26 protein-coding genes are annotated in these 25,958 nt (G+C 66.0%); 13 read left to right on the top strand and 13 right to left on the bottom strand.

Going from position 1 to position 25,958, the window contains the following annotated elements; translation table 11 throughout:
• Positions 1-13 precede the first annotated feature (13 nt).
• Positions 14-1,264 (top strand): mannose-6-phosphate isomerase, class I, encoded by a 1,251-nt coding sequence (manA, locus tag AC6CHP_RS09480; RefSeq protein WP_498229418.1) that lies wholly within the window; start codon positions 14-16, stop codon positions 1,262-1,264.
• 96 nt (positions 1,265-1,360) lie between these two features.
• Here the strand turns inward: manA and AC6CHP_RS09485 are convergent, their stop codons facing one another.
• Positions 1,361-2,416, bottom strand: a complete 1,056-nt coding sequence (locus tag AC6CHP_RS09485) for a lipid II:glycine glycyltransferase FemX (RefSeq protein WP_188730330.1) — start codon at positions 2,414-2,416, stop codon at positions 1,361-1,363.
• A gap of 90 nt (positions 2,417-2,506) precedes the next feature.
• Positions 2,507-3,529 (bottom strand): class II fructose-bisphosphatase, encoded by a 1,023-nt coding sequence (glpX, locus tag AC6CHP_RS09490; protein WP_181038053.1) that lies wholly within the window; start codon positions 3,527-3,529, stop codon positions 2,507-2,509.
• A 224-nt stretch (positions 3,530-3,753) separates the two neighbouring features.
• On the opposite strand from glpX, the gene AC6CHP_RS09495 reads away from it, so the two are divergent.
• The 5 genes from AC6CHP_RS09495 to AC6CHP_RS09515 all read left to right on the top strand — a co-directional run bounded on the left by AC6CHP_RS09495 (position 3,754) and on the right by AC6CHP_RS09515 (position 9,088).
• A complete protein-coding gene (locus AC6CHP_RS09495) occupies positions 3,754-4,434 on the top strand; it encodes a DUF4245 domain-containing protein (protein WP_498229702.1) in 681 nt (226 codons plus the stop codon).
• 9 nt (positions 4,435-4,443) lie between these two features.
• Positions 4,444-5,058, top strand: coding sequence for a carbonic anhydrase (locus AC6CHP_RS09500; RefSeq protein WP_498229421.1), 615 nt, complete (start codon positions 4,444-4,446; stop codon positions 5,056-5,058).
• A gap of 87 nt (positions 5,059-5,145) precedes the next feature.
• Complete coding sequence (locus AC6CHP_RS09505; RefSeq protein ID WP_104185371.1) at positions 5,146-6,573, top strand: class II fumarate hydratase; 1,428 nt, start codon at positions 5,146-5,148, stop codon at positions 6,571-6,573.
• 149 nt (positions 6,574-6,722) lie between these two features.
• Positions 6,723-7,388: a TetR/AcrR family transcriptional regulator gene (locus tag AC6CHP_RS09510; protein WP_188730332.1), complete on the top strand. Its 666-nt coding sequence runs from the start codon at positions 6,723-6,725 to the stop codon at positions 7,386-7,388.
• The gene (locus tag AC6CHP_RS09515) at positions 7,385-9,088 is read left to right on the top strand and encodes an MDR family MFS transporter (protein WP_377195130.1); all 1,704 of its coding nucleotides are present in this window, start codon (positions 7,385-7,387) and stop codon (positions 9,086-9,088) included. Before AC6CHP_RS09510 ends, AC6CHP_RS09515 begins: the two co-directional genes overlap by 4 nt.
• A 121-nt stretch (positions 9,089-9,209) precedes the next feature.
• Here AC6CHP_RS09515 and AC6CHP_RS09520 read toward each other — a convergent pair whose 3' ends face one another.
• On the bottom strand, positions 9,210-9,680 hold the full coding sequence (locus AC6CHP_RS09520) for an NUDIX hydrolase (RefSeq protein WP_498229424.1): 471 nt from the start codon (positions 9,678-9,680) through the stop codon (positions 9,210-9,212).
• Positions 9,681-9,747: 67 nt separating this feature from the next.
• On the bottom strand, positions 9,748-10,296 hold the full coding sequence (locus AC6CHP_RS09525) for a prepilin peptidase (RefSeq protein ID WP_188730337.1): 549 nt from the start codon (positions 10,294-10,296) through the stop codon (positions 9,748-9,750).
• A 58-nt stretch (positions 10,297-10,354) separates the two neighbouring features.
• On the opposite strand from AC6CHP_RS09525, the gene AC6CHP_RS09530 reads away from it, so the two are divergent.
• Together AC6CHP_RS09530 and AC6CHP_RS09535 are read left to right on the top strand one after the other, a co-directional pair.
• A complete protein-coding gene (locus tag AC6CHP_RS09530; RefSeq protein WP_498229426.1) occupies positions 10,355-11,149 on the top strand; it encodes a hypothetical protein in 795 nt (264 codons plus the stop codon).
• A 43-nt stretch (positions 11,150-11,192) separates the two neighbouring features.
• On the top strand, positions 11,193-11,840 hold the full coding sequence (locus AC6CHP_RS09535; RefSeq protein ID WP_498229428.1) for a GNAT family N-acetyltransferase: 648 nt from the start codon (positions 11,193-11,195) through the stop codon (positions 11,838-11,840).
• 97 nt (positions 11,841-11,937) lie between these two features.
• On the opposite strand, the gene phoH2 is transcribed toward AC6CHP_RS09535, so the two are convergent.
• Entirely contained in the window at positions 11,938-13,356 is a 1,419-nt protein-coding gene (phoH2, locus tag AC6CHP_RS09540) for an RNA 5'-3' helicase PhoH2 (protein ID WP_498229430.1), read from the bottom strand.
• 239 nt (positions 13,357-13,595) lie between these two features.
• On the bottom strand, positions 13,596-14,357 hold the full coding sequence (locus AC6CHP_RS09545; RefSeq protein WP_229675373.1) for an isoprenyl transferase: 762 nt from the start codon (positions 14,355-14,357) through the stop codon (positions 13,596-13,598).
• 234 nt (positions 14,358-14,591) lie between these two features.
• Between AC6CHP_RS09545 and trhA the strand changes: the two genes are divergently transcribed.
• Positions 14,592-15,254, top strand: a complete 663-nt coding sequence (gene trhA, locus AC6CHP_RS09550) for a PAQR family membrane homeostasis protein TrhA (RefSeq protein ID WP_498229704.1) — start codon at positions 14,592-14,594, stop codon at positions 15,252-15,254.
• 64 nt (positions 15,255-15,318) lie between these two features.
• Here the strand turns inward: trhA and AC6CHP_RS09555 are convergent, their stop codons facing one another.
• Complete coding sequence (locus AC6CHP_RS09555) at positions 15,319-15,669, bottom strand: hypothetical protein (RefSeq protein ID WP_498229432.1); 351 nt, start codon at positions 15,667-15,669, stop codon at positions 15,319-15,321.
• A 100-nt stretch (positions 15,670-15,769) separates the two neighbouring features.
• Positions 15,770-16,675: a mycothiol conjugate amidase Mca gene (mca, locus tag AC6CHP_RS09560; protein WP_498229434.1), complete on the bottom strand. Its 906-nt coding sequence runs from the start codon at positions 16,673-16,675 to the stop codon at positions 15,770-15,772.
• Positions 16,676-16,793: 118 nt separating this feature from the next.
• Between mca and AC6CHP_RS09565 the strand changes: the two genes are divergently transcribed.
• On the top strand, positions 16,794-17,246 hold the full coding sequence (locus tag AC6CHP_RS09565; RefSeq protein WP_188730350.1) for a DUF4307 domain-containing protein: 453 nt from the start codon (positions 16,794-16,796) through the stop codon (positions 17,244-17,246).
• Positions 17,247-17,428: 182 nt separating this feature from the next.
• Entirely contained in the window at positions 17,429-17,923 is a 495-nt protein-coding gene (greA, locus tag AC6CHP_RS09570) for a transcription elongation factor GreA (protein WP_174175518.1), read from the top strand.
• Positions 17,924-18,007: 84 nt separating this feature from the next.
• Here greA and AC6CHP_RS09575 read toward each other — a convergent pair whose 3' ends face one another.
• Genes AC6CHP_RS09575 through AC6CHP_RS09590 form a run of 4 tightly spaced genes read right to left on the bottom strand, consistent with a single transcriptional unit; the run spans position 18,008 to position 22,206 of the window.
• On the bottom strand, positions 18,008-18,628 hold the full coding sequence (locus AC6CHP_RS09575; protein WP_188730356.1) for a rhomboid family intramembrane serine protease: 621 nt from the start codon (positions 18,626-18,628) through the stop codon (positions 18,008-18,010).
• An 8-nt stretch (positions 18,629-18,636) separates the two neighbouring features.
• Positions 18,637-19,875: a threonine ammonia-lyase gene (gene ilvA, locus AC6CHP_RS09580; RefSeq protein ID WP_104185384.1), complete on the bottom strand. Its 1,239-nt coding sequence runs from the start codon at positions 19,873-19,875 to the stop codon at positions 18,637-18,639.
• A gap of 3 nt (positions 19,876-19,878) precedes the next feature.
• Positions 19,879-21,213, bottom strand: coding sequence for an AI-2E family transporter (locus tag AC6CHP_RS09585; protein WP_498229437.1), 1,335 nt, complete (start codon positions 21,211-21,213; stop codon positions 19,879-19,881).
• A gap of 39 nt (positions 21,214-21,252) precedes the next feature.
• Complete coding sequence (locus AC6CHP_RS09590; RefSeq protein WP_498229439.1) at positions 21,253-22,206, bottom strand: aldose 1-epimerase family protein; 954 nt, start codon at positions 22,204-22,206, stop codon at positions 21,253-21,255.
• 100 nt (positions 22,207-22,306) lie between these two features.
• On the opposite strand from AC6CHP_RS09590, the gene galT reads away from it, so the two are divergent.
• Entirely contained in the window at positions 22,307-23,464 is a 1,158-nt protein-coding gene (gene galT, locus AC6CHP_RS09595; RefSeq protein ID WP_498229441.1) for a galactose-1-phosphate uridylyltransferase, read from the top strand.
• A complete protein-coding gene (gene galK, locus AC6CHP_RS09600) occupies positions 23,461-24,648 on the top strand; it encodes a galactokinase (RefSeq protein WP_498229443.1) in 1,188 nt (395 codons plus the stop codon). The genes galT and galK overlap by 4 nt, the downstream gene beginning before the upstream one ends.
• 97 nt (positions 24,649-24,745) lie before the next feature.
• Here the strand turns inward: galK and AC6CHP_RS09605 are convergent, their stop codons facing one another.
• The gene (locus AC6CHP_RS09605; protein ID WP_188730367.1) at positions 24,746-25,645 is read right to left on the bottom strand and encodes a Bax inhibitor-1/YccA family protein; all 900 of its coding nucleotides are present in this window, start codon (positions 25,643-25,645) and stop codon (positions 24,746-24,748) included.
• Positions 25,646-25,958 lie beyond the last annotated feature (313 nt).

A 25,958-nucleotide genomic window follows, 5' to 3' on the forward strand; every position in this document is an offset into this window, starting at 1 on the left:
AACGGAACCGGTTTTGTACGAGATTGAGAACGTCCTGCGCGACTACGCCTGGGGTTCGACGACGGCCATCGCGGCCCTCCTGGGCCGGCCCGAGTCCGGCCGCCCGGAAGCCGAACTGTGGATCGGCGCGCACCCCGATTCGCCATCCACCGCCCGCGTCCCCGGGGACGGGCCGGCGGGGACCGCGCTGGATGCCCTCATCTCCAGCGATCCCGACCATTACCTTGGCGCGGACTCCGTGGCCCGTTTTGGCCCCCGGCTGCCTTTCCTGGCCAAGATCCTCGCCGCAGCCCAGCCCCTGTCCCTGCAGGTCCACCCCAGCCTGGAGCAGGCGCGCGCCGGATTTGCCCGCGAGAACGCGGAAGGGGTGCCGGCGGGCGCCCCCAACCGCAATTACCGGGACGACAACCACAAACCCGAGATGATCCTCGCCCTGACCCCGTTTGAGGCGCTGTGCGGATTCCGTCCGGTGGCGGAAACGCGGGAGATCCTGGCGCACGTCGCCGCAGCCTGTGGTTCCAGCGAAGCGGGGGTCCCCGCCCTGGTGGGAGAGCTGCAGGAGGACCTCGGCGCCAGCGACGAGGGGCAGGGCCTCCGGAAGGCCTTCGAGCGCCTCATCACCGGAGGCCGGTCCGTGGCTGAGGATACGGCGCTGGTGGTGGCTGCACTCCTGTCCGAAGCCGCCCTGGCCCCGCATGAGGCCGAGCTGAAAACCGTCATCAGCCTCAACGAGAAGTATCCAGGGGATCCCGGTGTCCTGATCTCCCTGCTGTTGAACCGGGTGTCACTGGCGCCGGGCGAAGCTGTGTACCTGCCGGCCGGAAACATCCATGCGTACCTGCACGGCCTCGGCGTGGAAGTCATGGCGTCCTCGGACAACGTCCTGCGCGGCGGCCTCACGCCGAAGTTCGTGGACGTACCCGAACTGCTCCGCACCGTTGATTTCCAGCCTGTTGCGGTGCCCATGCTGGCCGCCGAGCGGACGGCCCTGGACCAGGAAGTGTTCCGCCCGCCGTTCGAGGAGTTCCAGCTCCAGCGGATCGAGCTCGCGCCGGGCGCGGCCCCGGTCCCTCTGGCGCAGTCCGGGGCAGCCGTTGTCATCGTGGTGGCAGGAGATATCTACCTGGACTCGCCCAAGGGCGACCTGCAGCTGTCGAGGGGCGGCAGCGCCTTCCTGGCGGCCGCCGAGGCTCCGGTCAACGTCCACCCCGTGGCCGGCAGCACGGAGCAGGCGCTTGCCTTTGCCGTGACCACCGGCCTCTAGCAGCCGGCGGCGCTCCAGGCAGCAACGGCAAAGGGCGACGGCGGCACCCGGGCGGGGTGCCGCCGTCGCCCTTTGCTGAGCGCAGCTGGGGTGAAGCTAGCTGCCGGGGCGCAGCCGCTGGAGCAGGGGGCGCACCCGGCCGGCAGCGGCCTTCAGGACGCGCCGTCCCGTCTGGAGTCCCCGACGCGCCAGGGGCATGGCCTGGGCGTAGGCGGGGTACAGCGGCGAAAGCGGCTTCTCCCAGGTTCCCATGAGCATGTTTTCGTGCTTGGCGAACTGCTTCTTGAAGTCGGAGATGCCGTCGTTGAGGAGTCCGTTGAAGTCGTACCGGCGGCAGCCGTCCTCCCGCATAGCCTGCAGGGCCGCCCACTTCACGCCGTAGTTGACGCGCTGTTTCTGTCCCTCCGCGGACACGCCGCCGTAGAGCTCAAAGGCAGTGGAGCCGCTCCTGGCGAGCCAGACGAACGCCAGCAGCTGTTCGCCGTCGAACGCCCCAATGATGGGTGAGCCATCCCCCATGTTCCGGAAAATGTCCCGGTAGTACTGGTCCTCGTGGATCCCGAACCCGGCGCGTTCAGCGGTCTCGTGGTAGATCGCGAGCACCTGTTCAAGTTCGGCGTCGTTCTTCACCTTGCGGAACTCAACGTCGCTGCGCATCGCCTTGCGGATGTTCGCACGCGTGGACTTGGACATGTCCGCCATGAGCTCGTCGTCGGACCTGGTGAGGTCAAGGATCAGCGTGCGCGGGATCAGCACCGTGTTGGCGGACGGACGGAATCCTGCGGCTGCCACGGCTCCTGCAAAAACAGAGTCCTGGTCCCAGTCGGGTTCGATGCTCAGGGCAACGCCACCGTGCCGGACTGCCGCATGCTCGGCGAGCCGGTTCAGGACCGCCTGCGCGTTCTCCGGGGCGCACATGGGCCCCCGCGGAATGTAGACCAGGGCCCGGAAGGGAAGCGGAAGGCGGCGGACCAGCAGCTGGGCGCAACCGATGGTGTTGCCGGCGTCGTTGATGAGCACGCGGTCAACGGTCCAGCCATGCATGGCCTTGGTTTCGCCCCAGCCCCACAACTGTTGCGGATGTCCCTGGAACCGGTCAACGTGGTCGTCCCAGAGGGCGCGGTCAGTACAGGGCACAACAGCAGGAATCATGGCTTCAACCCTATACCAAGCGCTTAAAACGCCAGGCCCCCGGAAGTGCGCTGCGCACTCCGGGGGCCTGGCGAATTAGCGCGCCGGGCGTCAGCTCTTGCGGGCGTAGCCCTCCCACTTGTCAGCGCGGTGCTCGCCGTCAACGAAGCGGATGGTGCCGGACTTGGAACGCATCACGATGGACTGGGTCAGGACCTTGTCCTTGGAGTAGCGGACGCCCTTCAGCAGGTCGCCGTCGGTGATGCCCGTGGCGGCGAAGTAGCAGTTGTCGCTGGAGACGAGGTCGTTGGTGGAGAGGACCCGTTCCAGGTCGTGGCCGGCGTCGATGGCCTTCTGCTTCTCTTCGTCGCTGGTGGGCCAGAGGCGGCCCTGGATGACACCGCCCAGGGACTTGATGGCGCAGGCTGTAACGATGCCTTCCGGCGTGCCGCCGATGCCCATCAGCGCGTCAACGCCTGTGCCGGTCCGCGCTGCGGCGATGGCACCGGCGACGTCGCCATCCATGATGAACTTGGTGCGCGCACCGGCTTCACGGATTTCCTCCACCAGCGGCTTGTGGCGGTCCCGGTCGAGGATCATGACGTTGAGCTGGTTGACCTTGACGCCCTTCGCCTTGGCGATGAGGTGCAGGTTCTGCTTGACCGGGAGGCGGAGGTCCACCATGTCCGCGGCTTCGGGGCCGGTGACGAGCTTCTCCATGTAGAACACGGCGGAAGGATCGAACATGGAGCCGCGCTCGGCCACCGCGAGGACGGCCAGGGCGTTGTTGATGCCCAGGGCAGTCAGGCGGGTTCCGTCGATGGGGTCCACGGCAACGTCGCACTCTGGGCCGGTGCCGTCACCGACGCGCTCTCCGTTGAAGAGCATGGGGGCCTCGTCCTTCTCGCCCTCACCGATGACCACAACGCCGTTGAAGTGGACGGTCTGGAGGAAGGAGCGCATGGCGTCGACCGCTGCGCCGTCGGCCTTGTTCTTGTCGCCGAAGCCTACCCAGTGGCCGCCGGCGATGGCTGCGGCTTCAGTCACGCGGACAAGCTCGAGGGCAAGGTTGCGGTCCGGCTCGTCAATGCCTACGGCAAGCGACGGGGAGATCGTGGAGTACTTCTGGGTCATGGACGCTGGTGACACGTGAACCTCTTCTTCGAGTGGCGATCATAAAACCCGCCCCGCCGGTGCAGCAGCGCGGTGATTCCTCTGCTACCGATCATAGTCGCGAGCCGCTCAACGGGGTGGCGGATGACGCGCCCGCGCAATGTACCGGCGACGGCGACCAGGGGCCTGATGCGCCCAAATGGAAGTCGGCTGCCGGAATGGGCGACTATAGAGGGGTGAATGACATGCAGGAAAAGACCAGTCCCAGCCCCGAGCCGGCCGGATCCGAGGGCAACGGCGGACCCGGCGCCGCGGCAGGAAATGCGCCGATAAAGCCTGTCATTCCGGCTGCTGCCGCAAAACGCGCCAACGCCTCGGTCATCGGAATGATCATCGCCCTGGTGGTGAGCATTGCCGCGTTCCTGCCCATCATCCTCATGAATCCGCTGCCCAAGAGCGATGGCTACCGTCCGAACATCGACGTGGCAGCCGTCTCGCGGAATGCCACGGATGTGGCAGGATTCACACCCGTCGCGCCGGACACCGGCGACAGCTTCCGTCCCAACTACGCCCGGTGGGAAGCCGGAACCGGCAACGGCGTCCCCACCTGGGAAGTGGGATACCTGACGCCTAAGGAGTCCTTCATCGGGCTGGTCCAGACCAGGAACGCGAACCCCACCTGGCTGCTGCAGCAGACGCGCAACGCACCCGTCACCGGCTCCCGGAGCGCCGGCGGGCAGGAATGGAAACTTCGGGACACCGGCAAGGGTGAGAAGTCCCTGGTGCTGGACTACCGCGGGACCACCGTCGTCTTGTCCGGGGAGGCCCAACTGGACGAGTTCGCCGCACTGGCGGCCGCCGTCGTCACGTCCCTGGAAAGCAACCCGGCTGTCACAGTTTCACCCTCCCCCGCCGCAGCGCCGTAAGGTAGGCGCGTGACTACCTACCTGACTCCCGCACTCGCCTGGCGCCGGCTGCGCGAAGGCAATGAACGTTTTGTCAACGGTGAGACTTCGCACCCCAACCAGGATGCGTCGCGCCGGTCCTCTTTGGTGGAGAACCAGCACCCGTTCGCCGTGATCTTCGGCTGCTCCGATTCCCGGCTCGCCGCTGAAATCATTTTCGACGTCGGCCTGGGCGACGTCTTCGTCGTTAGGACCGCAGGCCAGGTGATCGACGACGCCGTCCTGGGGTCCCTCGAATACAGCATCGGCGTGCTGGGCGTGCCGCTGATCGTGATCCTGGGACACGACAGCTGCGGTGCCGTGAGCGCCACGAAGTCGGCCGTGGAAACCGGACATATGCCGGCAGGCTTCATCCGGGACCTCGTGGAACGGATCACGCCCTCCGTCCTGACATCGCTGCGCAACGAGCAGACCGACGTCAACGACATGGTGGTGGAGCATGTCAAGCAGACCTCGGAACGGCTCGTGGACAGCTCCCGTGTGATTTCCGACGCAATCGGGTCAGGCAAGGCCGCCGTGATCGGCCTTTCGTACAGCCTGGCTGAGGGCCGCGCGAACCTTGTTTCCGGAATCGGCGAGCTCTAAGGGGCGTTCCGGAAAGGCTCCGCTGGCAGCGTGTAGCAAGCAGTTCACGGTTTTCGGTGCGGCGCCCGGGCGTCCTAAGCTAGCCCCATGACTTCCACTGAAGAGTTCCGCATTGAACATGACACGATGGGCGAAGTCCGCGTCCCCGTGAACGCACTGTACCGCGCGCAGACGCAGCGGGCAGTGGAGAACTTCCCGATTTCCGGCAAAACCCTGGAGCCTGCGCACATTGAAGCGCTGGCCCGGGTCAAGAAGGCTGCCGCCCAGGCCAACGCTGAACTGGGTGTGCTCGACGGCGAGCTGGCCAAAGCCATTGCAGAGGCCGCGGACCAGGTCGCAACGGGCAAGTACGACGGCGACTTCCCCATCGACGTCTTCCAGACCGGCTCCGGCACGTCCTCCAACATGAACACCAACGAGGTGATCGCCGAGCTGGCCACCCGTGCCCTCAAGGCGGCCGGCAGCGACAAGGTTGTCCACCCGAACGACCACGTCAACGCCTCGCAGTCCTCCAACGACGTTTTCCCCACGTCGGTGCACGTTGCTGCAACCTCCGCCCTGATCAACGACCTCATTCCCGCACTCGGCTACCTGGCCGAATCGCTGGAGCGCAAGGCTGTTGAATTCAAGGACGTGGTCAAGTCCGGCCGCACCCACCTGATGGATGCCACGCCGGTGACCCTGGGCCAGGAGTTCGGCGGCTACGCGGCCCAGGTCCGCTACGGCATCGAGCGCATTAACGCCTCGCTCCCCCGCGTGGCCGAAGTTCCCCTTGGCGGCACGGCGGTGGGCACCGGCATCAACACCCCGGCCGGGTTCCCGGAGCGCGTCATCGAACTGCTGGCCACGGACACGGGCCTGCCGCTGACCGAGGCACGCGACCACTTCGAGGCGCAGGCCAACCGCGACGGCCTGATCGAGGCGTCCAGCCAGCTGCGCAACATCGCCATCTCCTTCATGAAGATCAACAACGACCTCCGCTGGATGGGGTCCGGCCCCAACACGGGCCTTGGCGAGATCGCCATCCCGGACCTGCAGCCCGGCTCATCCATCATGCCCGGCAAGGTCAACCCGGTCATCTGCGAAGCCTCCATCATGGTGGCAGCCCAGGTCATCGGCAACGACACCGCCATCGCCTGGTCCGGCACCAATGGCGCGTTCGAGCTGAACGTCGGCATCCCGGTTATGGCGTCCAACCTGCTGGAATCCATCCGCCTGCTCGCCAACACCAGCCGGGTCATGGCAGACAAGATGATCGACGGCATCACCGCGAACGTGGAGCGTGCCCGCTTCCTGGCCGAGGCATCCCCGTCGATCGTGACTCCGCTGAACAAGTACATCGGCTACGAGAACGCGGCCAAGATCGCCAAGACCGCCGTCGCGGAGGGCCTGACCGTCCGCCAGGCCACCGAGAAGCTGGGCTTCGTCGGTGACGGCGAGGGCCAGGTCTCCGAAGCGGACCTGGACAAGGCACTGGATGTCACCACCATGACGGCTCCGGCGCACAAGGCTTAGTCTCCTTTCACCGCCGGTCCACCGGCGAAAGGCCCCTGCCAAAGCACGACGGCGGCCGCCCACCTTCCCAGCGAAGGCGGGCGGCCGACGTCGTGCTGAGGAGTTCCAGAAACTTGCACTAAGTGGCATGGAGTGCAAAACTGTACTTTGTGAATGAAAGTGCAGCAATAGCGGGCGGCCTCCGCGAGCGCAAACGGGCAGCAACGCGCTCCGCAATCACCTCGATCGCCCGGAAGCTGACCGCCGAACGCGGCCTCAACGGCTACACCGTGGAGGAGGTCTGCGAGCAGGCCGACATTTCCCGCCGGACGTTCTTCAACTACTTCCCCACCAAGGAAGATGCCGTCCTCGGCCACATCGACGATGACATTCCCGCAGGTGTCCTGGAGGAATTCATCGCGGGCGGGCACGCATCGCCCGCCGGCGAAATCTCCCCCACGCTGTTCCAGGACCTCGTCCGGCTTTCCCTGAAACTGTCCGAGCACATGGCCGCCTCGGAAGAGGAAACCCGCCAGCTGATCGGCGTCATTAAGAAGGAGCCGCAGCTGATCCTCCGGATCATCGGAGTAACCGAGCAGCGGGAAGCCCAGTTCGCCCGGGATGTCGCACTTCGCGAAGGCGTGGCCCCGGACCACCCCGTGGTCCAGATGGCTGTGGTCCTGCTGGGGACCATCGCCCGGAAAAGCAGCATGGCCTACTTCTCCGAAGGCAACACCCGCCCGTACGCCGAGCTGCTGATGGAGAACATCTCTGCCGCCAGCGAGCTCTTTTCACAGCCATTCGAACTCCCGGTACCCGCAGAAGGACACTCATGAGCACCGCCGCCAGTGCCAAGGCAGCAGCCGGCCCGCTGCTGCTGACGCAGAAACGCATTTGGATCATCTTCTCCGCCCTCATTGCCGGCATGCTGCTCTCCAGCCTGGACCAGACCATCGTCTCCACCGCCATGCCCACCATCGTGGGCAAGCTGGGCGGCGTGGAACACCAGGCCTGGATCACCACCGCATACCTGCTGGCCACCACCATCGTGATGCCCATCTACGGCAAATTCGGTGACGTGCTGGGCCGGCGCAACCTGTTCCTGACAGCCATCGCCCTCTTCACCCTGGCCTCTGTGGGCTGCGCCCTGGCCACCGACTTCTGGGGCTTCGTCATCTTCCGTGCCATCCAGGGCCTGGGCGGCGGCGGCCTCATGATCCTCTCGCAGGCCATCATCGCCGACATTGTGCCGGCAAAGGACCGCGGCAAATACATGGGCCCGCTGGGCGCCGTCTTCGGCCTCTCCGCCGTGGCCGGCCCCCTGCTTGGCGGCTTCTTTGTGGACCACCTGACCTGGGAATGGGCCTTCTACATCAACATCCCCATCGGCATCGCAGCGTTCGCCGTTGCGTGGTTCACCCTGACGCTGCCGAACAAGAAGGCAGACAAGCGGATCGACATCCTGGGCGTCGTCCTGCTGTCCGCCGCCACCACGTGCCTCATCTTCTTCACGGACTTCGGCGGAAAGAAGGACGAAGGCTGGGACTCCCCCCTCACATGGGCCTTCGGTGCAGGCATGGTCCTATCCGCGGCCGCCTTTATCATGGTGGAACGCCGGGCCGAAGATCCCATCATTCCCCTGAGCCTGTTCCGCAACCGCATCTTCGTCAACGCTACGGCCATCGGCTTCACCCTTGGGCTGGGCATGTTCTCCGCGATTGCGTTCGTGCCCACCTTCCTGCAGATGTCCTCGGGCACCTCCGCGGCTGAATCCGGCCTGCTGATGCTGCCCATGATGGCCGGCCTGATGGGCACATCCATCTACTCCGGCATCCGGATCTCCAAGACCGGCAAGTACAAGATGTTCCCGATCCTCGGCGCGGCGCTCACCATGGCCGCCATGCTCTGGATGACCACCCTCGCCGCCAGCACCCCCATCTGGGTCATTTGCGTCCAGCTGTTCATCTTCGGCGCCGGCCTGGGCCTGATCATGCAGGTTGTGGTCCTGGTGGTGCAGAACTCTGTCCCGGCCGACCAGATCGGCACCGCGACCAGCACCAACAACTACTTCCGCGAAGTGGGCGCCGCCATGGGTGTGGCCGTCTTCGGCGCGATCTTCACCAACCGGCTCTCGGAGTCCCTCACCAGTGCCTTTACCGGCGCCGGCGCGTCGGCAGACCAGGCGGCCCAGTCCACCAGCACGCTGGATCCGCAGGCCCTGAGCCAGCTTCCGGAGCAGCTGCGCGGCGCCATCGTCAACGCCTACGCCGAGTCCCTTGCCCCGGTGTTCTGGTACCTGATCCCCTTTATTGCGGCGGCCCTGGTCCTGGCCATCACGCTGAAGCAGATCCCGCTCTCGGACACTGCGGGCATGGTGGCCCGCGGCGAGGCCGTGGGCGGCGAGGAAGCCGAGCGGCTCGCCGCGGGGCTTCCCGGGCCGGCACCAGCAACAGCAGGTGCGGACAGGGCACCGGATGCCGGGGCTGTGGAGAGCGTCAAGGACGACGACGGCGAGCTGGTCTCCCAGCGCAACTGACCGCCGTCGTCCTGCCGGCAATCACTCTGCAGGGCTGCCGGGCACGTGGGCAGGGGCGCCGCAATCTTGGGGTTGCGGCGCCCCTGTTGTGCTTCCTTATGATGAGGCCGCGATGGTTCGATCAGGGTTCGAAGTGCGCGGCTTCGGCGGATGCAAGGGCACGGTGGATGCTGGTGAGGTATCCGGCCATGAGTTCGGGCAGTTCATCGATTCCAAACCAGCCGACGGCCACCGACTCGTCATCATTCACCCGGGCAGTCCCGGAGACGTAGCGGCAGAGGAACACGACGTCCAGGAACTCGCACACATCGCCGTTGGGGTAGGTGAAGGGCCCCACGGCCCCCACAGACACCACGCGCTCCGGTTCGGCCACCACCGCCGTTTCCTCAAAGATTTCCCGCACCAGCCCGCGGGCCGGCTGTTCGCCCGGCTCAAGCATGCCGCTCACCAGGGCCCACTGCCTGTTATCTGCCCGTTGGGCCAGCAGCACGCGGCCCGCGGCATCCACCACCACGCCCCGCACCCCCGGGACCCACAGCGGATCGTTGCCGATTTTCTTGCGGAGCTTCAGGACATAGTCAGGCGCAGGCATTGAGCCAGCCTATCGAACTGTTTCTCCACGTCGGCTGCCTGAACTCCCCGATCCCGGCCGCTGAAAGTCAGGCCGGCAGCAGCATCGCTGCGGCGGTTCCGGCGAGCATGAACGGGCCGAAGGGGATGGACGATTTAAGCGTTCCCTTGCGGGCCGCCAGGAGTGCGACGGACCAGAGACCGCCCAAAAGGAAGGCCAGGAACGTGCCTGCAAACAGATGCCCCCACCCGAGGTAGCCGAGGTACATTCCCAGGACTCCGGCGAGTTTCACGTCCCCGAAGCCCATACCCGGCGGGTACACCAGCCGCAGGAGGAAGTAGAAGAGCCACAGGATGGCCGCCCCGGCCACGACCCGGAGCACCGGCTGGGACGCAAGGCCTGCGAGTGGACCGGCGGGCCCTTGGCCGGAGCCCGCCCCGGCCAAGGCCGCCGCCGCAAGGAGCAGGACGCCGGCCACGGCATACGACGGAAAAACGATCCTGTTCGGCAGCAGGTGGTGCCGGACGTCGATCACCGTGAGCCGGACGGCCATCACCGTGAAATAGGCGCACGCGGCAAGCAGCAGCCAGAAGGCCGGCGGAGTGTGCTGCCATAGTTCGCCCAGTCGATGGATCACCCTCGGATGCTACTGGATTTCCACCCGCCCACGCACGGCCCGCGCGTAAACTGTGGAGATGGCGACGTGGGACTTCCGGCACCGGCCGGATCCGGACAGTGGAGCTGCCCCCACGGACCTTGCAGCGATGTTCCGGAACCTGTGCCGGTCCTCCCCCTGGAAATGGCAGTCGCTGCGCTTCGAGTACTGGAACGAACCGTTCGCGGAAGCTCCCAGCCCTGCAGCTCCCCTGGTCCGCGCCTGGCTGCGGCGCCCCGGAGCCCTCCGCCTGGAAAGCCCTGAAGGACTGGTCCTCCACAGCACCACGGGGATCAACGACTCCAGGGACGGGCTCTACATCAGCTCCACGCGGAAATCCTGGCTCCTGCCGCCCCACCTGGTGACGCCCGTTTATGACGACCTCGGCCTGGTGCGGCGGCGGCCCGAGGCGGCCTACGGGGAGCCCGGCTTCGGCAACGGACGCTTCTCCGCGGCGCTGGATCCGGTGGAGCTTGCCGGCAACGCGCCCGTGCCCCTCGAGTTCCCCGGCAGCAACCCGGTGGAGGTCCAGGATGTCCGCCGTGTTGAGCATGAGGGCCGGCCGGCGCTTGAGGCGGTGGTGGCCCCGACCGCCGCCTACCATCCCGCGGATCCCGCCGCTCCCCTGTGCATGCCGGGCCGCTCCATGATCAGGGTGGACCTGGGGACCGGCGTCTGTGTGTCCAGCCGCTCACTGGAACCTGAAACGGACCGGTACGGCCACTGGCTGCGGATTATTGCCGTGGACGAATACATGCTGGACGACCTTTTCCTGGCCGAATCCATGAACCTCACCGACGTCCGCCGCCACATCAGCTGGGACGTTCCCGCCTGACTGTGACAGGCCACAACCGGGGCCCATCGGCTAGGCTTCGCGGATGACTTCACTGAACGCCGTGTGGCCGCTCTTCGGTCTCACGCTGGCCACGCCCCGGTTGCAGCTGCGCCCCATCCAGGATCATGAGATTTCGGCGGCAGTTGCAGCAGCGCGCACGGGTATCCACGAGCCCGGCAGGAATCCGTTCAGCACTCCATGGACTGAACTTCCGGCCGAAGAGCTTGGACCGAACATGGCCCGCTGGTACTGGCGCTGCCGCGCCGAATGCACCCCCGAGTCCTGGACACTACTCCTGGGCATCTGGCACAACCGTGAGTTCATCGGCTGCCAGGACGTCGGGGCCAAGGACTTCGCCACCCTCAAGACGGTCAGCACCGGATCCTGGCTCAAGCAGTCCGCGCAGGGCCGCGGCCTTGGCAGGGAGATGCGCGCCGCCGTCGCGCTTTACGCATTCGACTGGCTGGGTGCAGAAGTCGCCGAGTCCGAAGCCGCGGACTGGAACGCGGCCTCCCTGGGCGTCTCCCGCTCCCTCGGCTACGAGCTGAACGGAACCACCCGAAAAGCCTGGGGCACCAAGGTGGAAACGGTCCAGCACGTCCGCCTCACGCCGGACTCCTTCAAACGCCCTGACTGGACCCTCAAGGTAGGGGGCCACGAGGCTGCAGCGAACTTCCTGAACATCAGCTAGTGCCGGGACCTGGTGCCCGGGTGCGCCTTCCGGCAGCGTGCGTCAAAGGCGACGGAGGAGCCAGCACGCAGAGGAAGGGGCACCCGAGCACCCCCGCTTAGCCCTCGAGGAGTTCGGTCACCAGCGCTGCGATCGGAGACCTTTCGGAACGGGTCAGGGTGATGTGGCCGAAGAGCGGGTGTCCTTTCAGGGTTTCGACGACGGCGGCTATCCCGTCGTGGCGGCCGACGCGGAGGTTGTCGCGCTGGGCGACGTCGTGGGTGAGTACGATCTTCGAGTTTTGGCCGATCCTGCTCATGACGGTCAGCAGGACGTTCTTCTCGAGCGATTGGGCCTCGTCAACGATCACGAAGGCATCGTGGAGGGACCGTCCGCGGATGTGGGTGAGGGGCATGACCTCGAGCATGCCGCGGTCCATGACCTCCTCCACCACTTCCTGGCTGACCAGGGCACCGAGCGTGTCGAACACGGCCTGCGCCCAGGGGTTCATTTTTTCGGACTCGGAGCCGGGAAGGTAGCCGAGTTCCTGGCCACCCACGGCGTAGAGGGGCCTGAACACGATGACCTTGCGGTGCTCGCGCCGTTCCAGGACGGCTTCCAGGCCGGCGCACAGCGCCAGGGCCGACTTGCCGGTGCCGGCCCGGCCGCCGATGGACACGATGCCGACGGCGGGATCCATCAGCATGTCGATGGCCAGCCGCTGCTCGGCGGAGCGCCCGTGCAGGCCGAACACGTCACGGTCGCCCTTGACCAGGCGGACCTGCTTGTCCGGGCCCACCCGGCCCAGGGCAGACCCCCGGTTGGACAGCAGGACCAGGCCGGTGTTGACCGGCATTTCCGCTGCCGCCGGGATAAACACCGGCTCGTGGCCGTAGAGGGTTGAGATCTCCTGCTCGTTGGCTTCGACCTCTGCAACGCCGGTCCAGCCGGAGTCCTTCACCAGTTCGTTGCGGTATTCGTCGGCGGTGAGCCCCATGGCCGAGGCCTTGACCCGCATGGGCAGGTCCTTGGATACCACGGTGACGTTCCTGCCCTCGTTGGCGAGGTTCTTGGCGACGGCGAGGATGCGGCTGTCGTTGTCCCCGCTCCGGAAGCCCAGCGGCAGCACCTCCGAGGAGATGTGGTTGAGCTCCACCATGAGGGAGCCGCCGTCGTCCCCGATGGGAATGGGCTGGTTCAGTCCGCCGTGTTTGACCCTGAGGTCGTCGAGGAGCCGCAGCGCTTTCCGGGCGAAATAGCCCAGCTCGGGGTCGTGCCGTTTGGACTCCAGTTCGGTGATCACCACGATCGGAACGATGACCTCGTGCTCCGCAAAGCGCAGCAGGGCGCGGGGGTCTGACAGCAGGACGGAGGTGTCGATGACGAAGGTGTTAATGGCGGCTTCCCTTCCGGAGACAGCAAAACCGGCCGCAGCATCCGCTGCTGAACCGGTTTGTGAGGTGGCTCGCGTGGCGCGAGAGGTAGCTTTCCCTCCCTGGTCAATAACGACCTCGGGCAGTTGTTCAGAAGTAGCCACATCGACTCCAGCCCCGGGCACCAGCCCGGAATTGTTAGTGGTGAGGCGGCTCGGCCGGGAGGCCGGGTCCGGCCTCCCATACAACCGGTGCGATGATTCGCTCCATGTACTGGCCTCCCCGATCAGCCGGCGGTTTTGCCAGCTGATGGATATAACGTAAATCCACCCCAGGTAGTTTCCGCAACCATTACGCGGCGATTCCTGTTGCAGTGGTGTGAACTTGTGATGAACCGGAGTTGTCAGGAGCCAAAGCGGCGCTGCCTTCCCGCGTAGTCGCGGAGGGCCCGCAGGAAGTCCACTTTCCGGAACGCGGGCCACAGCGCCTCGCAGAAGTAGAACTCGCTGTAGGCGCTTTGCCACATCAGGAACCCGGAGAGGCGCTGCTCCCCCGACGTCCGGATCACCAGGTCCGGGTCCGGCTGGCCGCGGGTGTAGAGGAAGCGGGAGATGTCATCCACGCAGAGCTCGTCCGCAAGCTTGCCGATGTCCTTGTTCCTGGCCACGGCGTCATGGAGGAGCTCGCGCACCGCGTCCACGATTTCCCGGCGGCCGCCGTATCCCACCGCCACGTTGACATGGATCTTCTCCAGGACGGGGGTGCGCGCCGTCAGCTTGTTGAGGCGCTCGGCAAGGTAGTCCGGAAGTAGTTCGGGAGCACCCATCGCGTGGACGGAGATGTTGGCGTCCTCGTCCAGCCGGTCCAGGGTGTTGGCGATGATGCCCATCAGCAGGTCCAGTTCCTCGCTGGACCTGTTCATGTTGTCCGTGGAGAGCATGTACAGGGTGACCACTTTGACCCCCAGCTCCTGGCACCAGCCAAGGAACTCGTGGATTTTGTCGGCGCCGGCCTGGTGCCCCTGGCTGGTGGGGGCGTTGAACTGCTTGGCCCAGCGGCGGTTGCCGTCCACCATCACGCCGATGTGGCGGGGAATGCGGTCGCGGGCCAGGTCCTTCAGCAGCCTGCGCTCATAGAAGCCATAGAGGAACCCGGGCAACTCCACGCGTCCACTCACCTGACTTCCTCGCTGTACGTACTTGCACATCCTAGGCTACCGTCCGAAGCGCCCAGGGCCCGCTCCACCTGCCAGGACCAGCGATCGCCAGAAACCTACCCTTCGGTAACTTACCGATCCGTAAGTTATTCTGGGACCATGAACAGCGACACCCCGGAGGCCCCCCGGACGCCGCAGCCGAAGGACGGTCCCGGTACCGAAAACGGCGCCGGCAACAAGGCCATGGACGAGGCCGCAGTCCGGCTGGCCGAACTCCTGATGATCAAGCCGAAGTGGCGCGGCTGGATCCACACCGTCACAGCCCCCCTGGCCCTGGCGGCAGGGATCATCCTGGTGGCCCTTGCGCCGACGCCGGACCGCAAAATCACGTCCGCCATTTACGCGGCCACGGGCGTCCTGCTTTTCGGAGTCAGTGCCGTCTACCACCGGGGCAACTGGTCACCCGGGGTCAAGATCGTCCTCAAACGGCTGGACCACACCAACATCATGCTGGTGATCGCCGGCAGCTACACCCCACTTGCCTGGACCCTCCTGGAAAGGCCCCAGGCAGTCCTGCTGCTGTGGGTCATCTGGTCCGGGGCCATCCTCGGTGTCCTGTTCCGGCTGCTGTGGACGGACGCCCCCCGCTGGCTCTACGTACCCATCTACATCGCCCTGGGCTGCGGCGCGCTGTTTTACCTGCCGCAGTTCTTCCAGGCAAGCGTCCTGGCAGCTGTCCTGATCTGCGTGGGCGGCATCCTGTACATCACCGGGGCAGTCTTCTACGCCCTCAAGAAACCGAATTTCAGCTACCACCACTTTGGGTTCCACGAACTGTTCCATGCCCTGACCGTGGTGGCTTTCGCTGCGCATTTCGTGGCGATCGCCACGGCCGTCCTCAGCTGACGGGGCCGCACGCCCCGGACGTCCTCAGCCGGCGCAGCCGCGCAAGTCCGACGACGTCAATGTGTCAGTGCCGCTGGTCGCCCTGCGCGGGGTCCGTCCCGCCGTCGGCCGTTCCCTGAACGGCGCCACCGCGAGCCTGCTGGCCGGGCGCCCCCTCATCAGCAGCCTCCGCTGCCTCAACGTCCGCCGCGGCAGCGGCAGCCGTGCGGTCCTCCTCCACCTGCGCCCGGTAACGCACGCGCCGGATGCGCCGCACCATATCCACGATCAGCAGCGCAGTGGCAACCACGAAGAACGCCGTCATAATGAAGCCCAGCAGGCCGGGTGTCACCTGGTCCTCGGAAATCCCCTCACGCAGCGTTGGCGTCGGCAGGGGCGTCGGGGTGGTGGCCAAACTGAAGAGCAGGTGATGCACGGTTATATACCTTCTGTGGAGCGGATGGCAGGGGTCGCGGAAGGGACGGCGAAAGCGCCAGACCCTAACTTCTACGCGACATAGAAATTGCCGGCTGCTTCTATCTTAGCCCTGCGAACAGATCCCGCTCCGGGAGTTCGGAGGGAACCCGGGAGCGGATGAGTGAGTAGTCTTCCCACGGCCAGGCCCGCCGCTGCATCTCCGGGGACACGGCAAAAAAGAACCCCAGGGGATCCACTTGGGTGCGGTGGGCCCGGAGCGCGTCGTCGCGCACTTCGAAGAAGTCGCCGCAGTCCACCTGCGTGGTGGTGGGATGCGTGGCGGGCGGCGGCGTGTGGCCCTCGGCGTCCGCTTCGAGCCAGGCGGCGAGCCGCTCGGCGTACGGGGACTGGAGCCCGGCTTCCTCCAGGGCGAAATGGAGGGCCCGGAAGCGCTCCGGGCTGAAGGCCCTGTCGTAGTAGAGCTTGCTGGGTTCCCACGGCTCCCCGGCGTCCGGGTAGCGCGACCCGTCACCGGCGGACTCGAAGGCTTCCACGGCAACGCGGTGCGCCATGATGTGGTCCGGATGGGGGTAGCCGCCGTTTTCGTCATAACTGAGGATGACGTGCGGCTTGAAGGACCGGACCAGCCGCACCAGGGGCGCCGCCGCGCGTTGCAGGGGCAGGGTGGCGAACGAACCCGCAGGAAGGGGAGGAAGCGGATCACCTTCAGGCAGCCCGGAATCCACGAAACCCAGCCACCGCTGGCTGACGCCGAGGATGGCCGCCGCCCGTTCCATCTCCAGGCGCCTGGCGCCGGCCATATCCCTTTTGGGGTGCGGCTCCCCCTCAACGGCCGGGTTCTGGATGTCCCCCCTGGAGCCGTCGGTGCACGTGGCCACCAGGACGTCGACGCCGGCGTCTGCATACTTGGCCATCGTCGCAGCGCCCTTGCTGGACTCGTCATCCGGATGGGCATGGACTGCGAGCAGCCGTAGCGGCGCCGGGGTGGTGCTGGACGCTGTCATCGAAGGACGGCTCCTTATTCTTCTGCTGCCTGTGGCTGCTGATCGGATGGCTTGAACGGGCGGATGCCTGGCGGGGCTGCTGACAGGCCGCCTCCGGAAAGGGCACTAAACTGGTGAGGTGACTTCCCCGGACCAGCCGGCCCAACCCGCGCCCGCAGACACTAGCCTAGCCAATCGATATGGGGCTAAAAAGCGCACGCTTACGCCAACAGCCAAACGCGTTATTGGCGGGGCGGCGCTGGCCGCAGGAATCGGATTCCTGGCGTGGGTTTCCACGTCCCAGTCCTTGTCCGACGTGACGTTCAAAGACATTGGCTACAGCACCACGGACGCCACGCTGGCGGAGGTGGACTTCCAGGTCACCCGCGAGCCGGGAACCGCCGTCAAGTGCGCGGTCAAGGCACTGGACTCGAAGTTTGCGGTGGTGGGATGGAAGGTTGTGGACATTCCTCCCGCCGAGGCCACGGAAACAGCCGACGGCGGCCGCACGGTTGCCCAGCGCGTAACCGTGCGCACCGAATCACTGCCGGTGTCCGGCGTGGTGGACAGCTGCTGGGCGGCAGGCACGTAGCACCTGAAGCGCGGGCCCGGAAACAGGCCTGGGCCTGTGACGTGCGCCGCTTCCCTGTTGGGTTATGTCCAAGGGATTGACTACAATGGAGCAATACCTTTACCCCGCTGAGCTGGTTACTGTTCCACAAGTGGCCACCGTGGCGGGGTCTTTTGCATGTAGGACCACCAGAGGAGAAGTCCGTGTCTACCACCAACAGCGCAGCTGCAGCCTGGCTCACCCAGGAAGCTTTTGACCGCCTGAAGGCAGAGCTGGACCACCTTTCCGGCGCTGGCCGGGCAGAGATCGTCCAGAAGATTGAAGCAGCCCGGCAGGAGGGCGACCTCAAGGAGAACGGTGGCTACCACGCAGCCAAGGAGGAGCAGGGCAAGATTGAGGCCCGCATCCGCCAGCTCACTGCACTGCTCCGCGACGCCCACGTGGGCGAGGCTCCTGCAGACGACGGAATCGTGGAGCCCGGCATGATCGTCGTGGCCAGGATCGCCGGCGACGAAGAGACCTTCCTGCTCGGTTCCCGTGAAATTGCCGGCGACTCGGACCTGGACGTCTTCAGCGAGAAGTCGCCGCTGGGTGCGGCCATCCTTGGCCACAAGGAAGGCGACACCCTCAGCTACGCGGCACCCAACGGCAAGGACATCAAGGTGGAGATCCTCTCCGCCAAGCCGTACGCCGCCTGATTGCTTCCAGCCCGCAGTGGCACACATATAACGCTGGCCGCCCCGGAAAGGGGCGGCCAGCGTTTGCCGTTAAGGGCCAGATACCTACAGCGCCGCACCGGGGGCGCGGCTGCGGCGCCGCAGCAGCAGGGCCGCCACCACCCCACCGGCTGCGCCGCCCAGATGGGCCTGCCAGGAAATGTAGCCGGCTGCGATAGGCAGGACGCCCAGCAGGATGCTCCCGTAGCCCATGAAGAGGACAACCGCCAGGAGGATCTGGCGCCAGCTCCGATTGATGAACCCGCGGACCAGCAGGAACGAAAACAGCCCGAAAACCAGTCCCGAGGCACCCACAGTGACGCCGCCGTCGCCAATCAGCCAGACCGTGAGGCCGGACCCCAGCCAGCTGAACGCCAGGGCGGTCAGGAACACCCTGAGGCCCGAAAGGAACACCAGGAACCCGAAGATGATCAGCGGCAGGCTGTTGGACAGCAGATGGTTCAGGTTCGCGTGCAGGAGCGGGAAAGTGAAGATGTCCAGCAGCCCGTCAGCGCTCCTGGGCCGGAGCCCGAACGTCGCATTGAGCGAGCGCAGCATCACCATGTTGAACAGCTCGATAACAAAGAGGAGAACCACAAAGGTCCCCAGCACCAGCAGGCCTCCCTTGGCCCGCGCGGCCACGGTCCTGCGCTGCCCTAGGTTTCCGTTTCCCGTCAGTCCGGACATGGCTTTTCCTAGTGCACCACGATGGGCTGGAAGCCTTCGGCGCGCAGGGCGCTGAGGACCTGTTCGCCGTGCTGGTGGCCTTTGGTTTCCAGGTTCACGGTGATGGACACGTCGCCCATGCTGATGGAGCCGCCCACCCGGGTATGGTCCAGGCCGGTGACGTTGGCATCGTTCTCGGCGATGATCCTGGCGATGGTGGCCAGTGAACCGGGCCGGTCATCGAGCATCATGCGGACGGTCATGTAGCGCCCGGCAGCGGAAAGGCCCCGCTGGATGACCTTGAGCATCAGCATGGGGTCGATGTTGCCGCCCGAGAGGACCACCACGGTGGTTCCCGGGTTTTCGATCTTGCCGTCCATCAGCGCCGCCACGCCAACGGCACCGGCCGGTTCCACCACCATCTTGGCCCGCTCCAGCAGGAAGATCAGGGCACGTGCCAGCGAGTCTTCGCTGACTGTCACGACGTCATCCACGAGTTCCCGGATGATGCTGAAGGGGAGCTGCCCGGGACGGCCGACGGCGATGCCGTCCGCCATGGTGGACACCTTCTTCAGGGGCACCAGCGCGTCAGCGGCCAGCGAGGGCGGGTAGGCAGCAGCGTTCTCCGCCTGGACCCCGATGATGCGGATCTCCCGCCCCAGTTCTTTGGCCCGGGCCTTGATGGCGACGGCGACCCCCGCCAGGAGCCCGCCGCCGCCCACGCCCATGAGGATGGTGTCCACAGTGGGTACCTGTTCAAGGATCTCAAGCCCCAGGGTTCCCTGGCCTGCCACGACGTCCACGTTGTCGAAAGGGTGCACAAAGACGGTTCCCGTCTCGTTGCTGTACCGCTGGGCTTCGGCGAGCGCCTCGTCAACGTTGTGGCCATGCAGGATGACCTCCGCACCGTGGCTGCGGGTGGCGGCCAGCTTGGGCAGCGCAACGCCCAGCGGCATGTAGATGCGGGCTTTGATGCCAAGGCTCTTGGCGGCCACGGCGACGCCCTGGGCGTGGTTGCCTGCGGAGGCTGCCACCACGCCGCGCTTTTTCTCCTCGGGGGAAAGCTTCGCCATGCGGACGTAGGCGCCGCGCACCTTGAACGATCCGGCCCGCTGGAGGTTTTCGCACTTGAAGTAGACATCCCCGCCGGCCATCTTCCCGAGGGCGCGGGACGATTCCACCGGTGTACGCGCAATAATCCCGTCGAGCAGCTTCTGCGCCTCCAGGACATCGTCCAGCGTGACGGGAAGGGTTTCAAGGATGTTCACGGACTATTCTCCTCTGGATTCGGCCCCTGCGCCCGGTTCCGCAGTGGGAGGGGCATCAGGCAGTTCTGCTGTGGTGCCGGCGGCGGCGCCCTTGCCGCGTTTGAGTGCCGCTGGCGGCCGGACGTCCCGGAAGGTGTTGTCCGGTCCGGCGCCCGCCGTCGTGGGTCCTCCGGCTAAAGCCGGCACTTGTTCATGTTCCCACGTTCTGGCGGCGATGTAGCGAATGGAGGAATTTGCGACGGCGAGGATGGGCACCGAGAACAGGGCACCGGGGATGCCTGCGAGGTAGGACCCTGCCGCCACCGATAGGATCACCGCCACCGGATGCAGGGCCACTGCCTTGCCCATGATCAGCGGCTGCAGGATGTGGCTCTCCAGCTGCTGGACGAGGAGCACGATGCCCAGCATGATCAGGGCGTTGATGGGGCCGTTCGCCACCAGTGCCAGCAGGACGGCGATAGCACCCGTCACCAGGGCGCCGACGATGGGGATGAACGAACCGATGAAGACGAGCACGCTCAGCGGCAGCGCCAGGGGTACCCCGATAATGGCGGCGCCCGCGCCGATTCCCACCGCGTCCACAAAGGCCACAAACATCTGGATGCGCGCGTAGCTGACCATGGATGTCCAGCCCTTGCGCCCGGCGCCGAACGCTGCCGCCCTGGCTTTCCTGGGAAGCAGCCGCACCAGGAATGTCCAGATCCGGTCCCCTTCCAGCAGGAAGAAGATCAGGATAAACAGCGCCAGGATGAGCCCGGCGGCAAAGTGCCCGGCCGTGCTGCCAAACGACAGCGCCCCGCTGACGATGCTGCTGGTGTTGTCCTGCAGCGCGGTGGTTGCTTCCTGCAGGTACTGGTCCATCTGGGCGGCGGTCAGGTGCAGCGGCCCGTCGGACAGCCAGTCCTGGATCTGCTTGACCCCTGCCAGCGCCTCCGACCACAGTTCGCCGAAGCCTGAAACCAGCTGCCGTCCCACCAGGGCAAGCGACCCGCCGATCAGGCCGATGAAGGCCACAACGGTGACGGCGACGGCCGCTCCGGCAGGCAGCCTGTACTGCCTAAGCCACCGCACCACCGGGCTGAGGAGTCCGGCGAGGAGCGCAGCCACCATGACGGGGATGATGAGGAAGCTGATCCGGCTCAGCAGCCAGACGAGCGCGCCTCCCACGAGGAGGATCAGCCCCACGCGCCAGGCCCAAGAGGCTGCGATTCGTACGCCGTAGGGTATGTCCCGGTCCAGTTCACGGTCTGCGAGGACCCGGACAGGCTGGGTGGAGTCAGGCCGTTGCGGGCCTGCGTTAAGGCTGGTGGAGGTAACGGCATCCTCTGCTGGCGTCATAGCCCAATACTTCCCCAGCGGAAGCTGATTCGGAAACCGCTACCCGCCGTCGCCCGGGGTGTAGTCGATGCCCCACTCGATGGTGAAGGAACCGCCAGGGCTTAGCCAGCGCAGGCCGTCACCGGAGTTGAAGGCGTTGGCCGGGCCGGTCATGGGCTCAACGGCCACGGCCCGGCTGCGGCCCGGATACTGGGTGCTGACAAAGACGTGGACGTAGCGGCAGGCTTCATCCTGCCACAGGCTTACCCGCCTGCCATCCGGGGCCGACAGTGTGTGGCGGGCCTTGCCTTCCTCGTACCGCAGGTCCGTCAACGCGACGTCCACGTCCAGCGCAGCGATGTTCAGCCCTGTCCTGAAGTCCGAATCCCCCTGCACCGGGGCGGAGCTGCGCGGAATCAGGCGGTCATCGGCCACCAGCAGTGTCTCGGCCGCTACCGTCAGGACCAGCTCTTCGATGGGAACATCGCCCAGCCTCAAGTAGGGATGGGCGCCCAGGACGAATGGTGCGGGCTCCCTGGCGTCGTTCAGCAGGGTCTGGCGGACCACCAGCCCGAGGCCGCCGTCGATCCCGTACTGCACCTGGTGCCGGGCCAGGAAGGGATAACCGTGCTGCGGGAAGATGGTGGCCTCCAGCGTCACGGAGTGCTCCGACTCATCCACCAGCGCGTAGGCGGAATTGCGGAGCAGGCCGTGGCTGGCGTTATTCCGGGCAACCTCGGTGATGTCCAGCTGCTGTTTCTTGCCGTCCAGGAACCAGATTCCGTCCTCCACGCGGTTGGCCCAGGGCGCCAGCGTGATGCCGGCGGCACCGGGGGCAATCTCGTCGTCGCCGTAGGTCTCCGTCAGGAGGGTTCCTCCCCTGCTGAAGGAACGGAGGCCGGCGGCCAGCTCCGTAACCACGGCCGAGGCGTCGCCGCGGCGGAGTTCATACTGCCTGCCGGTGGCATAGCCCTGCATGGCCGGCCCGGGTTCCTGGGGTGAACGTGAAGTCATGAGCAATACCGTACCCCGGGGCGGTCCTCACACGCAGCACCGCTTTGTGACTTTTTGTTGTTAACTATTCTTTTTTGATCGACTGTGCCACACTTTTTTCATGACAGGTATCACGAGCACCAGACTCTCCGACGGCAGGGAGCTGATCTATTTCGACGATGCTGCAGCGCCCAAGTCGCGCATCGCCGAACTCACCACGGACCAGCGGGGCCTTCCCCCGAGGGGTGAACCCGGCGAGGTCCGCTACGACGCGCTGACCGACGAGTGGGTGGCCGTGGCCGCGCACCGCCAAACCCGCACGCACCTTCCCCCGGCGGACCAGTGCCCGATATGCCCCACCACCGCAGGCAATCCTTCCGAGATTCCTGCGTCGGACTATGACGTGGTGGTGTTCGAGAACCGGTTCCCGTCGCTGGGGCCGGCGTTGGGCCCGATTCCGGAGGAAACAGCATGGGGAACGAAGGGACCCGCGTACGGCCGCTGCGAGGTAGTGGCGTTCACCCCGTCCCACACCGGTTCCTTCAGTGAACTGGGGGAAGCCCGTGCTCGCACCGTCATCGAGGCGTGGGCGCACCGCACGGAGGCTTTGAATGCCCTACCCGGAATCAAGCAGGTCTTTCCGTTCGAGAACCGCGGTGCCGACATCGGCGTCACGCTCCACCACCCCCACGGGCAAATTTACGCCTACCCCTACGTCACGCCCCGCGCGGGAGTCCTGGGGGCCGCGGCCCGCAAGTTCCATGACGCCCACGAGGGCCGGGAAACACTCACCGGGTCCTTGTTGCGCTCTGAAAGGGAAGACGGCAGCAGGATGGTCCTGGAGGGCGCAAACTTCAGCGCCTACGTTCCCTTTGCTGCCCGCTGGCCGCTGGAAATCCACCTGGTGCCGCACCGCCAGGTCCCGGACCTGGCGGCGCTGAGCGGCGAGGAGAAGGATGAGCTCGCGTCCGTCTACCTCAACCTTCTCCAGCGGGTTGACGCCCTTTACCCCACGCCCACGCCCTATATCTCGGCCTGGCACCAGGCCCCCCTGGACCCGGTCCTGCGGCCCTCCGGATACCTTCATCTCCAGCTGACGTCCCCGCGGCGGGCTGCCGATAAACTCAAGTACCTGGCAGGATCGGAGGCAGCCATGGGCGCTTTCATCAACGACACAACCCCGGAGAGTGTGGCGGAGCGCCTCCGGGAAGTCACCCTTCCGTCCCCCGCCGCACACCCCGCCGCCCTGGCGGCCACACCCGAAGGAGCCCACGCTTGAACGCCGCACCCGACCCCCTGGCCACCCGTGCGCCGGCAGGGACTGAGGACCTTGCCGCCCGGTTCGCGAAGGAGTTCGGCGGCGCCCCGGACGGTATCTGGCAGGCGCCGGGACGGGTGAACCTCATTGGCGAGCACACGGACTACAACGAGGGTTTCGTCCTGCCTTTCGCCATTGACCGGACCGCCCGGGTTGCCGTCCGGGTCCGCCCGGATTCCGCTGTCCGGCTGCTCTCCACCTACGGGGATCAGGGCGTCGTTGGCACAACACTTGACTCCCTGCGGCCGGGCTCCGCCAAGGGCTGGACCAAGTACCCCCTCGGCGTGATGTGGGCGCTGAAGCAGCGCGGCATCGAGGTTCCGGGCGTGGACCTCCTGCTCGATTCAAACGTTCCCCTCGGAGCCGGGCTTTCGTCATCGCATGCCATTGAGTGTGCGGTCATCTCTGCGCTGAACGAACTGACGGGCGCCGGCCTCGACGCGGAGGAAATGGTGCTGGCCACGCAGCGGGCGGAGAACGAGTTCGTCGGTGCCCCCACAGGCATCATGGACCAGTCCGCCTCGCTCCGGGGCTCTGAAGGCCACGCTGTCTTCCTGGACTGCCGGGACCAGAACGCCCGCCTTGTTCCGTTTGAGACCCAGCCTGCGGATCTGGTGATGCTGGTGATTGACACCAAGGTCTCGCATTCACATGCCGACGGCGGCTACGCGTCCCGGCGGGCATCCTGCGAACTGGGCGCCGAGGTGCTTGGAGTCAAGGCGCTTCGGGACGTACAGGTGGGTGACCTGGAGGAAGCCAGCGGCCTCCTGGATGAAGTCACCTTCCGGCGCGTCCGGCACGTGGTGACCGAGAACGACCGCGTGCTCCAGACCGTGGAGCTCCTGGCAAGCGAGGGACCGGCCGCCATTGGCGCCCTACTGGACGCCAGCCACGCTTCCATGCGCGACGACTTCGAGATCTCCTGCCCCGAACTGGACCTGGCGGTCGGCACTGCCCGTGGCAGCGGCGCCATCGGGGCCCGCATGACCGGCGGCGGTTTTGGCGGTGCAGCCATCGCGCTGACGCCGGTGGGGCAGGAACAGGCGGTGCGTGACGCCGTCGTCAAGGCATTCGCAGAGGCCGGCTACAAGGCGCCGGACATCTTCACGGTGTCCCCGGCGGCCGGAGCCCGCCGGATCGCGTAGCACGCTCCTGAGTTGCGGCTTTAACAACTAAGGGCCCCACCGCGAGGTGGGGCCCTTAGTTGTTAAGAAGGTCCGACGGCGGGAGCCGGCGTGGGTGTTATTCGTCCCCGCGCAGGATGGCCAGCAGGCGGATGATTTCCACGTAGAGCCATACCAGCGTCACCGTCAGGCCAAAGGCTGCCGTCCAGGAGAAGCGCTGCGGGGCGCCGCTCTGGACGCCCGCCTCAATGCTGGTGAAGTCCATAACCAGGGAGAATGCGGCCAGGCCGATTGCAAGGATGCCGATGACAACACCGATGATGCCGCTGCGCAGCCCGAAGGGTTCCGAGGTCAGGCCGGTCAGCATCATGACGAGGTTCACGACGGAGAAGAGCGCATAGCCGACCAAAGCGATCATGAAGAACTTCATGGCCTTGGGGGTGGCGCGTACCTTGCCGCTCTTGAACAGGAGCAGCGTCACGGTGAAGACGGACAGCGTGCCAATCACGGCCTGGAGCCCTACGCCCGGGTACATGGTGTCCAGAACGCGGGTAAGGCCACCGAGGAAGAGGCCCTCGAGGCCTGCGTAGGCAAGAATCAGCGCCGGCGACGGCTGCTTCTTGAACGTGTTCACGAGCGCCAGCACAAAGCCGCCCAGCGCACCGACGATCATCAGCATGGAGGCGAGCCCCAGGCCGACAAACATTGTCACGCCGGCACCAACGAGCAGCACGCCGAGGCAGGCGGCAGTCTTGACGATGACGTCGTCGTAGGTCATCCGGCCTGTGTCAGCGGGACCTGCAGCGGGCTGGTTGTACATCTGCCGCAGCTGCTCGTCAGTCATGTTCTGGGGCTGGCCGTAAGCCTGCTGGCCATACGGGGCCTGACCGTAAGGTGCCTGGCCATACGGCTGCTGGCCGTAGGGCTGGTGTCCGTAGGGAGCCTGCGGAACAGGCGGTGCCTGGGTGGCTCCACGGAAGCTCTTTCCGTTGAAGATCGGGTTGCCGCCAAGTGCCATTGCGGGATTCCTCCATATGGGATGTGTTGTGAACCTTAAGGTTTACGCTACCAATTCTCACGTAATTGCACCCGCAATAGTTCCCCGGTGGAAACAGGAGCCTGGAGTTGTTATCCGATCGCTACCATCGGCGCCTGGACCTCGGCATTTACCGGTACTTCCGCGCTGTAGCATAAGCCAAGCAGGGTGACGGAACTCACATATGTGGCGGGGCCGGCCTGATGGCACCATCCTACCCCTGCATCCGTTCGCAGCGGCTGCAATGGCGCAGCCGAGACCGCCCCCAAGTGGAGGTTTACCAATTGAGAAGTAC

The organism is Pseudarthrobacter sp. GQ63, from assembly GCF_059758765.1.

What these genes read in the sequence shown, in the direction of transcription:
- AC6CHP_RS09485 (WP_188730330.1), bottom strand. Translation starts at nt 2,416, where the DNA reads ATGATTCCTGCTGTTGTGCCCTGTACTGACCGCGCCCTCTGGGACGAC.
- glpX (WP_181038053.1), bottom strand. Translation starts at nt 3,529, where the DNA reads ATGACCCAGAAGTACTCCACGATCTCCCCGTCGCTTGCCGTAGGCATT.
- AC6CHP_RS09495 (WP_498229702.1), top strand. Translation starts at nt 3,754, where the DNA reads ATGCAGGAAAAGACCAGTCCCAGCCCCGAGCCGGCCGGATCCGAGGGC.
- AC6CHP_RS09505 (WP_104185371.1), top strand. Translation starts at nt 5,146, where the DNA reads ATGACTTCCACTGAAGAGTTCCGCATTGAACATGACACGATGGGCGAA.
- AC6CHP_RS09515 (WP_377195130.1), top strand. Translation starts at nt 7,385, where the DNA reads ATGAGCACCGCCGCCAGTGCCAAGGCAGCAGCCGGCCCGCTGCTGCTG.
- AC6CHP_RS09520 (WP_498229424.1), bottom strand. Translation starts at nt 9,680, where the DNA reads ATGCCTGCGCCTGACTATGTCCTGAAGCTCCGCAAGAAAATCGGCAAC.
- AC6CHP_RS09530 (WP_498229426.1), top strand. Translation starts at nt 10,355, where the DNA reads ATGGCGACGTGGGACTTCCGGCACCGGCCGGATCCGGACAGTGGAGCT.
- AC6CHP_RS09535 (WP_498229428.1), top strand. Translation starts at nt 11,193, where the DNA reads ATGACTTCACTGAACGCCGTGTGGCCGCTCTTCGGTCTCACGCTGGCC.
- trhA (WP_498229704.1), top strand. Translation starts at nt 14,592, where the DNA reads ATGGACGAGGCCGCAGTCCGGCTGGCCGAACTCCTGATGATCAAGCCG.
- mca (WP_498229434.1), bottom strand. Translation starts at nt 16,675, where the DNA reads ATGACAGCGTCCAGCACCACCCCGGCGCCGCTACGGCTGCTCGCAGTC.
- AC6CHP_RS09575 (WP_188730356.1), bottom strand. Translation starts at nt 18,628, where the DNA reads ATGTCCGGACTGACGGGAAACGGAAACCTAGGGCAGCGCAGGACCGTG.
- AC6CHP_RS09585 (WP_498229437.1), bottom strand. Translation starts at nt 21,213, where the DNA reads ATGACGCCAGCAGAGGATGCCGTTACCTCCACCAGCCTTAACGCAGGC.
- AC6CHP_RS09590 (WP_498229439.1), bottom strand. Translation starts at nt 22,206, where the DNA reads ATGACTTCACGTTCACCCCAGGAACCCGGGCCGGCCATGCAGGGCTAT.
- galT (WP_498229441.1), top strand. Translation starts at nt 22,307, where the DNA reads ATGACAGGTATCACGAGCACCAGACTCTCCGACGGCAGGGAGCTGATC.
- AC6CHP_RS09605 (WP_188730367.1), bottom strand. Translation starts at nt 25,645, where the DNA reads ATGGCACTTGGCGGCAACCCGATCTTCAACGGAAAGAGCTTCCGTGGA.